Raw genomic sequence first — 13,060 nt, forward strand, 5'->3', positions numbered from 1 at the left:
TCAATGCCAGAACAAGGCGAGGAGAATGATGATCGGCAGCGGAATGCCCAGCAGCCAGAGAAGAATGCCCTTGCCCATAAATGTAATCCTTGTCGTTACGAGTGGCGATGTTCGCAAAATCCGCGCGGCGGGGGTTTGTTCCCGTGGCGAAACATTCCCGGCGCTCGCCAGTTGCCTCCCATGATGGCGTGCACCGGGACATTGCGAGGATGACGTGCTGAGCGAACTGGCAAACTGGGCCGCGCCGGTCGCGACGATTGCGGCCGCCATGATGACCGCTGCCAACCTCGGCGCGCGGGTCACCGGGTGGGGCTTTGCGGTGTTCACGCTGGGTTCGTTGTGCTGGATCGCGGTAGGCCTTTCGGGAGGCCAGACGAGCCTCGTGGTCGCCAACGGGGCGCTGTTCGTGATCAACGCCATCGGGGTCTGGCGCTGGCTCGGTCTTCAAAGCGCGCGCGAGGATGGCGCAGGGGCGGCCAAACAGGCCAGCCGCCGCGCCGCTACACCGACGCTGTTTCCGGCGACCGAGCTGGCCGGCATGCCTGTGGTGACCTTGGCCGGAGAGGAGCTAGGTCTGGCGGTTGAAGCGCTGGTCGAATGCCTGTCCGCGCAGATAAGCTACGTCGTCGTATCGACGGCAGGCAGCTGGATGGTCGACGAGATCTTGCGCGCTGTGCCTTGCGGGCAGCTCACCTTCCAGCCGGACCGGCTCGTGCTTGCCCTTTCCCGAGAGGCGTTTGCCGAGCTGTCGCCGCTGCCAAAGGGCGATTGGCCCGCCGCGCTCTAGCGCGATGGGGCGGACAGGGCGCAAGCCGCAGCACCGGTGCCACCGCCGGGCGCCGGAACCTCCACCAACGTCTGGCGTTCTGACCGGCATGGAAAATCTCCGTGTGGACCTTTCGCCGGCCGAGCTCGACCTTGAGCTGCGCGCCTTCATTGCCGACAAGGCCTTCCCTTGCGTCGGCGCGAAGTCCGCCGCCGCCACCGGCGGGCTTCACAGCATCGCCGCGCGCGACATGCGGCGCGATGGCGATGATGCAGCCATTGTCGCCGCCCTCGCAGACTGGGCCGAACGCTCGCGCGAGGCGGGCGACGGGTTCCGCAGCCTCGCCGTGATCTTCCGCGAACCGCTTCCGCTGGACGAGGAACACTTCGAAGCGATGATGTGGACGCGGCTTCAGGCCTTGGCCGGCCGCGATGCCCAGACCGGTGCAGGTCCGGACCCTGCCGTAAGTCCCGACCCTGATCACGCCGATTTCGCGCTGAGTTTCGGCGGCGAGGCTTTCTTCATCGTCGGGCTGCACCCGCAGGCGAGCCGCCCGGGCCGGCGCTTCTCGCGTCCCGCGCTCATCTTCAATCTCCATGCCCAGTTCGTGAAGCTGCGCGCGGATGCGCAGTATGATCGCATGCGCGCACAGATCATGAAGCGCGATATCGCGCTTGCCGGATCGCCCAATCCGATGCTCGCCGATCACGGCTTGCGCAGTGCCGCCCGGCAGTACAGCGGCCGCGCGGTGGGTGCGGACTGGGTATGCCCCTTCCAGGATCCGCGCCAATGAGCCGCGAAGGGATCATCCCGCCGCGCAGCGGCACGGCCTTCGTGCTCGAACAAGGCGAGGTGCTCACCGTGATCGACCCGCTCGGTTCGCAGGTCGCCGATTGCGTTGCCTTCGCCGCCGCCGACCCGCGCGAGGCGCTCTCGAGCGGCCGCACGTTCGATTACGAGGAGACGATCCGGTTGACCACCGGCAACCGCTTGTGGTCGAACCGCTCGAACGTGCTGCTGGAAATCGTTGCGGATACGCTGGGCCAGCATGATTTCCTGCTCGCGCCGTGTAGCGAGGCGACGTTTCGACATTTCTACAAGGACAAACCCGTTCACCGCGGCTGCCTCGGCAATCTGGCCGAAGCGCTCTCGCCCTTCGGCGTTGCGGTCGATGCCATACCGGTGGCGTTCAATCTGTTCATGAACGTGCCGGTGAACGGGGAAACCGGCAGCCTCGCGGTGCTGCCGCCGACCAGCCGTGCAGGCGAGACGATCCGGCTTCGCGCCGAAACCGATTGCATCATCGGCCTCACCGCCTGCTCGGCCTATGCCTCGAACGGCGGCACCTTCAAACCCATCCATTTCCGGATCGCCTGACCTCCGCACGGCCACCGCTCGCCCGGTTTCGAGCAGGATCTTGCGCAATCGTGCGCTGGCCATGGATCATTCCGCGACCTGCGCCGTTTCCTCTGAACCAGTCCCCATGGAGACCATCATGACCACCGATTTCAACACCACCAATCAGGACAATGCCGCCCCTCTCGAAACCGACGAGACCAATGACATGATCTCCTCGCGCAAGGTCCAGGGGACTGCAGTTTACGGCCACGACGGCGCCAAGCTCGGCACGATCGAGAGCTTCATGGTCAACAAGGCCTCGGGCCAGGTCGAATATGCCGTGCTCGAATTCGGCGGCCTGTTCGGCATCGGCAGCGATCACTACCCGATCCCGTGGAACCAGCTGCGCTATTCGCCCGACGAAAGCGGTTACCTGGTCGATCTCGACCGTGATGCGCTCGAGAAGGCGCCGAAGTACGATGGCGCTGGCGACGATGGTTTCAACACCGCCCGCAGCCACGAAGTCGATACCTACTACAGCACGATCTGATCTGCCGGGCGCGAGCCCTCCAGACTAGAACGAGGCGGGGAGGGGCCAGGTGGCTACTCCCCGTTTCTTTTGTGTAGCGGCGCCGGAACACCCAAGGCGGAACTCTCTGCTTCCCCACACGTTTGTTGACGGACTCCCGGCCCACACAGCGCGGGACCCATCCGGCGACCAAGGATACGAAATGGCCAGCACCAACCGAACTCAGCATTCCGCATTCACGCCCGTCGACGTTCTGCGTGCGCAGGCGCGCCAGCACGTCGAGACAGGCCCGGTCACCGTGTCCTATCCTGAAGACCGCGACGTCATCGTCGAGCATCTTGGCCGCGCGCTGGCGACGGAATGGGTGTGCGTCCTGCGCTATCTGCGCCACGCCTATTGCATCACCGGCGTGGTAGCCGAACCGATCAAGGCGCACTTCCTTGAACATGCCCGCGAAGAGCAGGCCCATGCGCACAAACTCGCCGAGCGCATCGTGCAGCTGGGCGGCGAACCTGATCTGAATCCCGCCACGCTCGCCGAGCGGTCGCACGCCGAATACGTCCCCGCTACCACGACCGAAGCGATGATCCGCGAGAACCTCATCGCAGAGCGGATCGCGGTGGAGGCCTACCGCGAGTTCATCCAGTTCCTCGGCGACCGTGACCCGACGACCCGCACCATGCTCGAGGCCATCCTCGCGCAGGAAGAAGAACACGCTGACGATCTGCGCGATCTCCTCGCCTGATCGAGCCAGACCTACCCAGACAAAGGAAAACAGCGATATGGAACAGACCAGCAATATCAGCGAAGGCATCTGTAGCGCCCTCGCAACGCCGATTGCCGCCAAGATCACCGAAGCGCTCGAGAACAATCCGCTGCTGGCCTCCGCAGCTGCTTTCGCCACAACCCGGATCGCGCTGCGCTCGCTCACGGGCCTTCTTGCCGTCGGGCTGGTCGCCGGCGGGCTGATTTATGTCCAGCAGAACCGCTCGGACAATCTGCATGAAGCGCGCCGCCTTGCGCGCAAGGCAAAGAAGAAGGCGGCAAGGGAGTTGCGCAAGGTGTCGGATGCCGTGACGGCCTGACCCAGGGATCGCGCCTGCCCGGCACGGGAGCCGGCAGGCGCGATCGCACATGGGCGCAGGCTTCCCACTTCAGCCACTCTCGAAAATCTATTTGCGATGGACCGCAGCGGAGCGGAACTTCCTCGCTGTTCAGGCATTATCGATCCGGGAGGCATCGTGGATAACGATAAGGATAAGCGATGGCTGGCGTTCTGGAGTCCGGGGGCGATGTCGCTCCTCCCCGCGGCGCATGTCTTTCCGACAGTGCCTTTCGAACCGAATTGACCGGATCTGCCCAGCATTTGCGCGCGTTTGCAAGGTCCCTGTGCGGCAATCGCGATACGGCCGATGATCTCACCCAGGAAACCCTGCTACGTGCCTGGGCTGCGCGTGAGCGGTTCGCGGCTGGCACCAGTTTCAAAGCCTGGACCTTCACCATCTTGCGCAATGTCTATTTCGGCCAGATCCGCCGCCTGCGCTTTGTCGGCGAGTACAACGAGATCGAGGCCGAACGGGTGCTCAGCACGCCTGCCACGCAGGACGTCGGCCTTGACGCCAGCGATGTACTGCGCGCCATGGCGCTACTCCCGGCGGCCCAGCGTGAAGTCCTGATCCTCGCTGCGGTCGGTCACGTCAGCTACCGCGAGATGGCGGATATCTGCGGCGTCGCTGTCGGCACGATCAAGAGCCGCATCGCGCGCGCCCGCGCCAGTCTCTCCGCCACGATCGAAAGTGGCATCCTGCCTGATTACCGGCACAACTACGTCCTCAAGGGCGAAGTGCTGGATGCCTTCATGGCCGAGCTGGGCAAGATCGCTCCGCAGCACGTGATCGATCGGCACCACGCCTAACTCCGGCAGCGTCGTCCCGGCCTTCGGCAACCATCCTTCTGAACAGATCAAGGCAGGAGGCGGGTGCCGTTCGCTCGCTTCCAATCCGGTCTACCGCGAAGTCCTTAATTCGCTCCAGAGACGTGCATTGCGATAAATATATCACGCTCTCACCAATTGCGATCTCAAATATTCCGCCAAGGAACCAGATCAACTCCCAAATATTTTCACCTTCGATCATCGAGGAAATATTCATGCTCAATAACATTAATAACATGCGCGTCGTAAGTCCGGCCAATTCACGGCTGCAGTACCGGATCGGCTGCGCCGTTGCCGCCCTGTGCGTGGGCAGCTTTGCCTCGCCGGCCTTCGCTGCCAACGAATGCGGCGTACCCTCTGGCGGCACCGTTACCTGCGCCCCGAGCGCGGGCAACTATCCCGCCGGCGTCACCTATGTCGCTCCCACCGATATCACCGTGAATGCCCCCGCGGACGTTACGGTCGCCACGACCGCTCCCGTCACCAACGGCTTCACAATTACTGGCGCGCAGGCTGCAACCCTTGCCGGCGCGGCCACAGTCTCGACCACCGGTGCCGGCAGCAACGGCGTCGTGCTTATCAGTGGCACCGGCCCCGCGTCGGTCAACGTCGGCACCGTCAGCACTTCGGGCGCGCTGGCAGCGGGCGTGATCGCCACGGGCGGTCCCGGACAGAATGTCTCGGTGCACAGCGGTGATGTCGCTACGTCCGGCACGGCCCCCAGTGCCGCACTGACGCTGCCCGGCAGCACTGCCATCACGGCGATCACCACCGGTGCCGGCAATGTTGCCGTCACCACTGGAATGCTCGGTACCGCCGCCAATGGCGCCTCGGGTGTGGTCGCCCTCACCGATACGGGCAACGTCGCGGTGACCACGGACAGGATCACCACACTGGGTGACAACACCAGCGGCGTCTATGCCCGCAGCACCACCGGCAATGCCGATGTCATGGCAAATGGCCCGATTTCGGCCGCCGGCTCGAACGCCTTTGGCGTTCAGGCCAGTGCGCTCGGCGGCGCTGTCAATGTGCAGGTCCAGGACGTGACGATGACTGGCGCGGCTGCCTCGGGCGGCGTGACCGCCGCGGCCGGTACGCGCGGAGCCAGCATCACGGCCCGCGACGTGAGCGTCGCCGGAGCGCTTGGCAACGGCCTCACCGCAACCTCGACCGGCGGACCGGCGACAATCGCCGCCCGCGCGATCCGTGCAACCGGCTCCGGCAATACCGCCGCCACCGCGACCTCGGATACCAGCAATGCCTCGATCGTCACCACCGGTGATGTCGTCTCTTCAGGCCGCGGCAACCTCGGCCTGATTGCCACTTCGGGGACCGGTAATGCCGCGGTCACCGCCACCAACGTCTCGACCGTCGCTGCCAACCCCGACGATACAGCGCTGGGCGGCAACGCGGTTCTTGCCAGCGGCGCCAACGCCACGGCTGTCGTAACCGGGACGGCTGCAACCAGCGGCACCGCTCAGCCCGGCGTGCCGATCTACAGCGGCGATGCCGTCAGTGCGATTGCCTCCAATGGCAACGCTGCGATCACCGCGCAGAATGCCTCGACCCTCGGCGCCGGTGCCCGCGCGCTGACTGCCTCGGCCACCGGCGGCAATGCGACGATCACCGCCAATGGCAACACCTCGACACGGGGCCTCAATGCTGATGGCATCAGCGCCGTTTCCACCACCGGAGCCGCCCGGGTCGCCAATGGCGGCCATGTCACCACGACTGGTGATGGCAGCCGCGGTATCTACGCAAGCGGCGTTACCGGCGCGACAGTCACCGGCGACGGCACCGTCGATACCACCGGGGCGCTTGCCCACGGCATCTACGCCGTCTCGACCACCGGGCCTGTCAGTGTCACCACCGGCACAGTCACCACGACCGGCCTATCTGCCGATGGCATCCGAGCCATGGGCGGCACCGGCGCAGTGACGGTGAACGGCACGACTGTTCGCACCAGCGGCAACACCGCCAACGGCGTCAACGCTCTCAGCGCCGGGCCTGTCTCCGTCACCACGGGCGCAGTGACGACGCTGGGTACCGGCTCTAACGGCATCGTTGCTGTCAGCACGGCGGGTCCGGTCACGGTCCATGCCGGGACCACCATGGTGAGCGGCGCGGGCGGCAATGCCATTCAGGCCCGCGGCACCGGCCCTGTTCTCGTCACGAGTGGCAGTGCCAGCGCCACGACCGGAGATGCGATTGTCGCTACCTCCACGGCAGGACCGGCGACAGTCACGCTTAGCCCGGGCCAGGTCACCTCGACCACCGGCAATGGCGTCGCCATCACCAGCGCCACGACGGCTACACTCAGCACGGCAAGCGGCACCACGGTGAACGGCGGGCTCAATGGCGCTGTGCTCAACGGCACGACCGGCAGCACGGTGAACAATGCCGGCACACTGCAGGGCAGGGTCTACGCGGTGACTGCCAGCGGCGGCCCCGCCACGGTCAACAACTCGGGCATCGTCCGGGGCGCAGTGGCCTTGAACGGCGCAGGCAGCACCTTCAACAACACCGGCACGTTCGATGCTGCCGGTGTCAGCACCTTCGGCGCAGGTTCGGTGCTGAACAACTCGGGCCTCCTGCAGGTGCGCTCCATCGGCGCCGTGCCGGGCGCCGCCACGATGACCGGGCTCGGCACGCTGAACAACACCGGCCTCATCGATCTGCGCAGCGGCGCAATCGGCAATACGCTGACCACCACCGGCAACTATGTCGGCAGCAGAAACGCGCGGCTTGGTGTGCGGATCGCGCCGGGTACGGCCAACCCTGCGGACCAACTGATTGTCGGGGGGGCGGCCACGGGTTCGACCCGGGTTGTCTACGATCTTGCCCCGGGGGCGCAGCCGCTGTTCAACACCGGCACAACGATCGTTCAGGCCGGGACCGGCTCGACCGCCGGGGCTTTCTCGGTCGATCCGGCAGCCCAGAACGTCGGCTTGGTGCGCTATGACGTGGTGTTCAATCCGACAACCTCAGACTACGCCCTTGTGGCGGGGCCGAGCGATGCGGCCTTCCACACGCTCGGCTATCAGAACGCGCTGCGCAACATGTGGTACAAGTCCGCCGATGCGGTCACCACCGAACTCAGGACCAAGCGCGATACCTTGTGGAACATGGGCGGTACGGCCCCGTCCGGGCGCGTCTGGCTCTCCGTCGGAACTTCGGTCGACAATACCCGGGGCTATCGTGGCTTCGGCACGCTCGGCCAGACCAATCTCACCGATACTGCTGCACATCAGGATTTCTTCGGCGGCCAGGTCGGGCTTGATCTGACCGGTGGAGTTTCGGATCGCGGCGGCTTCTCGGTCGGGATCACCGGCGGCTTCATCCACTCGGTCACCGATCTGGGCCACTCGAACGACACCTTCCGGATCAATGGTGCCAATGGCGGCGTCTATGCCAGCTTCACCCAAGGCAATGTCTTCGCCACGGTGCTCGGCAAGTACGATCACTACTGGGCCCGCGCCGAGAGCCAGACGGCAGACTTCGGCCAGCGCCTGAGCGGCCATTCCTACGGTGTCCGCGGCGAACTGGGCACCCGCTTCGGCAGCAACAGCTTCTTCATGGAGCCGGTTGCTCAGCTCTCGTGGATCCGCAGCACGCTCGATCCCTTCGCCGTCCTCGGCACGCGCGTCGACTTCAACGAGCGTGACGGCCTGCGCGGCAAGCTGGGCGCCCGGATCGGGGGCAATACCGGCATCGGCAACGGCGCCAAGATGGCCTTTTATGCGGGCGGCAACTATGTCCACGAATTCAAGGGGCAGGACAGCGTGACCTTCAGCAACCTCGGCGGCAGCTTCACCGTCGATGGCCAGAAGCATCGCGATTACGGCGAGGCGATCGCTGGCTTCAATATTGCCGCCCCTGGCAGCGCCACGACCTACTTCATGGAAGGCACCTATGAGCACTCGTTCGGTGGCAGCGGCAACGGCCAGCTGACACAGGAAGGCTTCGGCGGCCGCGCAGGCATCCGCTTCAAGTTCTGACCGCCGCCACAACCTGCACGCCAAAGGCGCCGCGTTCCTTCGGGAGCGCGGCGCCTTTGGTTGTGAGCGACATCTGCTGCGGGTGCCCGCCCGTTCCGCGCCGGGGTGCTGGATCGAGGCAACGGGAACCTTGATCGGGCTCGGTGGTTTCCTCAAGGCCCGGCCAGATGGCCCTGCGCCGGGCAGGAGCAAGTCCGATGGCAACTATCCCCGATCCGACCCAAGATCCTCCCGAAGTGCCCATTCCTGATCCGGGCGAACATCCCGAACCTGACGCGCCATTCGAGCCGCAGATGGCCGTGCCCGGCCCAGAACCGCTCGCGCCGGAAACCGTGAACCGGTCGCAGGAAGATGAAGACGCGCAAAGCCAGACGCTGGCAGCAGCCGCAGGCGGCCATGATGCTGCCGATTTCGTGCTGGAAGACAGCGAGAAGGCGCCCGCGCAAGGGGAGGAAGACGACGTTCAGGACCTCGTCGATCACATGCACGACATGGTGCGTTCTGGCCGCATCGATATGGATGCCTACCGCGGTGAGCGCAGCGACGATGACGAAGACGGCATGTTCGGACCAAGCGGCGAAGACGACTGAACCGATGGACTGCGCCGGTTCGCCAGTGTCCGTTCGGTATCGAGTTTGATCGCGATTGCGGAGTTGCTTCACATGGCGGGTAGATCAGCACGGCATGTGCCCGATCCTCCGTGCGCAGGTCGCGCGGATCCGCCCTAGTGGCGTTCCGCAACCAGCCTGCAATTGCGTCTGGCGGACAGCACGAGATTCCACCGATCGATTCCGCGTCGTACCTCTGCAACTCCTGGTCTCAAGGCGTTGGCGGACTGAGGGGTCTGTCAGCGATGACGGGTTGCGCTCAATTAAATGATGGGCGGTCATTATCAGGGTAAGCGGATGTGAAATCAGCGCATCAATTCGAATGTGGAGCTAGGCAAGCTAATGGTTCGCAAGCAATGGTTTGCCTTTCCGACCATGCAAGACGTGGACATCGGCTTCTGACGGGAGCTGCCCTTCGACATATCTCTTTTGGAAGACGGCAAAGCTCCAAGGTCAGCGGCCCAGCCTCGCAATCCCATCCGACCGGATCTGCAAAGAAAAACCCGGCCTCCCGCCATCACGGGAAGCCGGGCTTCTCATTTCAGCTCATCTCAAGCCGCGTGGCTGCGCCGCGCGAGTTCGCACTGCGACCAGATGTCGCTCAGCGCATCCAGGAGCCGGTCGATGTCGCCATCGGTATGGACGGGCGAGGGCGTGATGCGCAGCCGCTCGGTGCCGCGCGGAACAGTGGGATAGTTGATCGGCTGAACGTAGATGCCGTGATTGTCGAGCAGCCAGTCGCTGATCATCTTGCACTTGCGCGCGTCACCCACCATCACCGGGATGATGTGGCTCGGGTTGTCGAGGTGCGGGATGCCCAGAGCATTCAGCTTGCGGCGCACCGTGCTCACCCGGTCGCGGTGGCGAGCACGTTCGTGGCCGCTCACCTTGAGGTGCCTGATGCTGGCGCAGGCCCCGGCTGCAAGGGCAGGGGGGATTGCCGTCGTGAAGATGAAGCCCGAGGCGAAGCTGCGGACATAGTCGCACAGCGCTTCGGAGGCCGCGATATAGCCGCCCATCACACCGAAGGCCTTGCCCAGCGTACCCTCGATCACGTCGATCCGGTCCATCAGGCCTTCGCGTTCGGCCACCCCGCCGCCGCGCGGCCCATAGAGGCCGACACCGTGCACTTCGTCGATGTAGGATAGCGCGCCGTGCGCCTCGCAGACTTCGATGATCTCGCGGATCGGAGAAATATCGCCGTCCATCGAGTAGACGCTTTCGAACGCGACCAGCTTGGCGCGGCCTGGGGCGACCTGGCTAAGCTTGCGATCGAGATCGCGCCAGTCGTTATGCTTCCAGATCACGCGCTCGGCCTGGCTGTGGCGGATGCCCTCGATCATCGAGGCGTGGTTGCCTGCGTCCGAGAAGACCACGCAATCGGGGAGGCGCGAGGCCAGCGTGCCGAGTGCAGCCCAGTTCGAGACATAGCCCGAGGTGAACAGCAGCGCGGCTTCCTTGTGGTGGAGATCGGCGAGTTCGGCTTCGAGCAGCGCGTGGTGGCGATTGGTGCCTGAAATGTTGCGCGTGCCGCCGGCGCCGGCGCCGCATTCGTCGAGCACCGTGTGCATCGCTTCGAGGACCTTGGGGCTCTGGCCCATGCCAAGGTAGTCGTTCGAGCACCAGACGGTGACTTCCTGCGTGCCGCCGTCGACATGTCGGGTCGCCTTGGGGAAGGAGCCGCGATGGCGCTCCAGTTCGGCGAAGATGCGATAACGCCCTTCGCCGCGGATCCCATCGAGTTCCTGTGTAAAGAAGGCCTCATAATCCATGGCCGAAATACCCCTTCCCTTGAAATCCTTTGGGCCTGAAACGTCTCAGGCGTTGATCCGGTTGGTGCGGCCAGGCAGAGCCCAGCCCCAGAGTGCGCCGTCGCGAAACGGCAAGGCGAGAAACACGTGTTCGAGAACGCCCAGCGCCGCCATAGCGAAGAGCAGGCTGGCGCGGACGGCTTCGGTGCTGCCGGCGGGCGCGGCGAGCGCTGCATTGCCGAGCAGACCGGCGAGGACCACCGTGAAGACGAGGGCCATGCCGAGCGCGGGCGAGAAGCGGCGTGGGCCGAAATAGCTGCGCAGGTAATCGAGGTGCGGCGGCAGCAGATCTCCGACCTGGCTCGGCACCCCAGCAAAGAGCGCAAGCTTGCTCGCGAGCCGCAGCGCAAGCAGCAGCACGAAGACTTCGGCGCCAGTCGGGTTGACCGCGTTCCAGCCCAGCGACATCAGCATGAGTGCAGTGAGGGCGAGGGCAACCTCGTGATAGATCAGTGTCGATCCCGCATCGATAAAGCGGTCCCAGCCGCGCGCGGCAGGATTGCTCGGCTCGCGCCTCGGCCCCGCAACTGCGCCCATCAGGAAGCTTGCTTCGTGCCACGACCAGACCATCAGCGCGCCGACGAAGCCGATATAGGCGCCGGCCATGCCAGGCATGACCGAGCCCACAACGACGGCGACGAGCCCGAGGATCCCGCCCGCACCCGCCAGCGCCAATGCGCGCGGGAAGGTCGTGCGGTCGCGGTTGTCCAGCCACGCGATCAGCCCGGTGGCGAAGAACCACACGAGCAGTGTGACCACCATGGGTACGGCGTGGCCGGAAAAGCTTACCATGAAGGCTGCATCCGCACCGAGGAAGGCAGCGTGTTCTCGCGGGTGCGGTGGAAGTACATCCGTGCAAAGGCGAGGCCGGCAGCGGCAACACCGCTGTACCGCTGGAACGCGCCCACCACGCCGCCGCGCGCCTTGCCGGCGGCGATGCGGTTGCTGGCGTTCAGGAGGTCGTCCATCCGGAGGCGGAATGCAGGATCGTCGGTTTCCAGTTCGATCGGGAAGACCTGGCGGGTGATCGCGGTGCAGACCGAGAAGACCTTGTAGTCATACTCGGTCGGATCGACGCCGAGCGCGGCGTGGAACACCGGGCGGGCATGATCGCGCACGTACATCGTCGCGTAGACCGAAAGCAGGAAGAAACGGATCCACAGGCGGTTGAGCCCGGTCAGCAGCTTCGGATCGGCGCGCATGAGGAGTGCAAAGGCCTCGCCATGGCGGAACTCGTCGTTGCACCATTCCTCGAACCACGAAAAGATCGGGTGGAAGCGGTGTTCCGGATGCTTGGCGAGGTGCCGGAAGATCGTGATGTACCGGGCATAGCCGATCTTTTCCGAAAGATAGACCGCATACCAGATGAACTTCGGCCGGAAGTAGGTGTACTTCTTGGACTTGGTCAGAAAGCCCAGATCGACGCCAATCCCGGCATCCTTGAGCGTTTCGTTGATGAACCCGGCATGCCGGCTTTCATCACGCGCCAGGAGCTTGAACAGCATCTTCATGTCCGGGTTGCGGGTGCGGCGGGCCATTTCGGAGTAGAGCACGCAGCCGGAGAATTCCGAGGTCATCGAGCTCACGAGAAAGTCGGTGAACTCCTCGCGCAGTGCGGGCTCCAGCCCTTCGATGATCCCTGCAAAGCTTTCCTTGCGCTTGAAGTGCAGCTTGTTGCGGTCTGCCTGCATCTCGGCGATCAGGTCGTCCCACTCGGCGCGGACCGGCGAAACGTCGATCGCATCGAGCGCGGCGAAATCGGTCGTGTAGAAGCGCGGGCTCAGCACCGTTTCGGCGCGCGCCATGGCCAGCGTATCCAGCTTGGCGCTGCTGCCATTGTCGAGGTCAAGCCCGGCGGCCGCGGCGGCACGGCTGAATTCCTCGTGCGCAGACGATTTCGGGTCGATCGTGGTAGGGGCGTTCATGACGGTCTCCCGGGCGTAAAGCTGACTTCGTAAAGTTCGGTAAGGTCGAAATAGGCGGCCAGCTTGATCCACGCCCGCACGAGCGGACCTGCCCGCGTTACCGTTGCCATCCGGTCGATGGCGAGGCTTTGACCGAAATCAACGCGGATCGG

The 13,060-nt window shown here is 64.8% G+C and carries 13 protein-coding genes; 9 read left to right on the forward strand and 4 right to left on the reverse strand.

Going from position 1 to position 13,060, the window contains the following annotated elements; all coding sequences use genetic code 11:
* Nucleotides 1–270 (reverse strand): hypothetical protein, encoded by a 270-nt coding sequence (locus Q0082_RS07450; RefSeq protein ID WP_298191269.1) that lies wholly within the window; start codon nucleotides 268–270, stop codon nucleotides 1–3.
* On the opposite strand from Q0082_RS07450, the gene Q0082_RS07455 reads away from it, so the two are divergent.
* The 9 genes from Q0082_RS07455 (at nucleotide 269) to Q0082_RS07495 (ending at nucleotide 9,154) form a co-directional block, all read left to right on the forward strand.
* A complete protein-coding gene (locus tag Q0082_RS07455; RefSeq protein ID WP_298191270.1) occupies nucleotides 269–787 on the forward strand; it encodes a PRC-barrel domain-containing protein in 519 nt (172 codons plus the stop codon). The two genes, Q0082_RS07450 and Q0082_RS07455, sit on opposite strands and share 2 nt — an antisense overlap.
* Nucleotides 788–875: 88 nt before the next feature.
* The gene (gene gntA / locus Q0082_RS07460; RefSeq protein WP_298191271.1) at nucleotides 876–1,559 is read left to right on the forward strand and encodes a guanitoxin biosynthesis heme-dependent pre-guanitoxin N-hydroxylase GntA; all 684 of its coding nucleotides are present in this window, start codon (nucleotides 876–878) and stop codon (nucleotides 1,557–1,559) included.
* A complete protein-coding gene (locus Q0082_RS07465; protein ID WP_298191272.1) occupies nucleotides 1,556–2,143 on the forward strand; it encodes an urea carboxylase-associated family protein in 588 nt (195 codons plus the stop codon). The genes gntA and Q0082_RS07465 overlap by 4 nt, the downstream gene beginning before the upstream one ends.
* A gap of 118 nt (nucleotides 2,144–2,261) precedes the next feature.
* Entirely contained in the window at nucleotides 2,262–2,654 is a 393-nt protein-coding gene (locus tag Q0082_RS07470) for a PRC-barrel domain-containing protein (protein WP_298191273.1), read from the forward strand.
* 181 nt (nucleotides 2,655–2,835) lie between these two features.
* Nucleotides 2,836–3,378 (forward strand): ferritin-like domain-containing protein, encoded by a 543-nt coding sequence (locus tag Q0082_RS07475; RefSeq protein WP_298191274.1) that lies wholly within the window; start codon nucleotides 2,836–2,838, stop codon nucleotides 3,376–3,378.
* Nucleotides 3,379–3,415: 37 nt separating this feature from the next.
* The gene (locus Q0082_RS07480; RefSeq protein WP_298191275.1) at nucleotides 3,416–3,718 is read left to right on the forward strand and encodes a hypothetical protein; all 303 of its coding nucleotides are present in this window, start codon (nucleotides 3,416–3,418) and stop codon (nucleotides 3,716–3,718) included.
* A gap of 260 nt (nucleotides 3,719–3,978) precedes the next feature.
* Nucleotides 3,979–4,548 (forward strand): sigma-70 family RNA polymerase sigma factor, encoded by a 570-nt coding sequence (locus Q0082_RS07485; protein ID WP_298191276.1) that lies wholly within the window; start codon nucleotides 3,979–3,981, stop codon nucleotides 4,546–4,548.
* Between the two features lie 233 nt (nucleotides 4,549–4,781).
* The gene (locus Q0082_RS07490) at nucleotides 4,782–8,564 is read left to right on the forward strand and encodes an autotransporter outer membrane beta-barrel domain-containing protein (RefSeq protein WP_298191277.1); all 3,783 of its coding nucleotides are present in this window, start codon (nucleotides 4,782–4,784) and stop codon (nucleotides 8,562–8,564) included.
* 197 nt (nucleotides 8,565–8,761) lie between these two features.
* On the forward strand, nucleotides 8,762–9,154 hold the full coding sequence (locus tag Q0082_RS07495) for a hypothetical protein (RefSeq protein WP_298191278.1): 393 nt from the start codon (nucleotides 8,762–8,764) through the stop codon (nucleotides 9,152–9,154).
* A 569-nt stretch (nucleotides 9,155–9,723) separates the two neighbouring features.
* On the opposite strand, the gene hemA is transcribed toward Q0082_RS07495, so the two are convergent.
* The 3 genes from hemA to acsF are packed head-to-tail and all read right to left on the reverse strand — an operon-like array spanning nucleotide 9,724 to nucleotide 12,908.
* The gene (gene hemA / locus Q0082_RS07500; protein ID WP_298191279.1) at nucleotides 9,724–10,944 is read right to left on the reverse strand and encodes a 5-aminolevulinate synthase; all 1,221 of its coding nucleotides are present in this window, start codon (nucleotides 10,942–10,944) and stop codon (nucleotides 9,724–9,726) included.
* Between the two features lie 45 nt (nucleotides 10,945–10,989).
* The gene (puhE, locus tag Q0082_RS07505; RefSeq protein ID WP_298191280.1) at nucleotides 10,990–11,775 is read right to left on the reverse strand and encodes a putative photosynthetic complex assembly protein PuhE; all 786 of its coding nucleotides are present in this window, start codon (nucleotides 11,773–11,775) and stop codon (nucleotides 10,990–10,992) included.
* The gene (gene acsF / locus Q0082_RS07510) at nucleotides 11,769–12,908 is read right to left on the reverse strand and encodes a magnesium-protoporphyrin IX monomethyl ester (oxidative) cyclase (RefSeq protein ID WP_298191281.1); all 1,140 of its coding nucleotides are present in this window, start codon (nucleotides 12,906–12,908) and stop codon (nucleotides 11,769–11,771) included. Before acsF ends, puhE begins: the two co-directional genes overlap by 7 nt.
* Between the last annotated feature and the right edge of the window lie 152 nt (nucleotides 12,909–13,060).

This window comes from Novosphingobium sp., assembly GCF_027489515.1.
In the GTDB taxonomy this organism is placed as follows: domain Bacteria; phylum Pseudomonadota; class Alphaproteobacteria; order Sphingomonadales; family Sphingomonadaceae; genus Novosphingobium.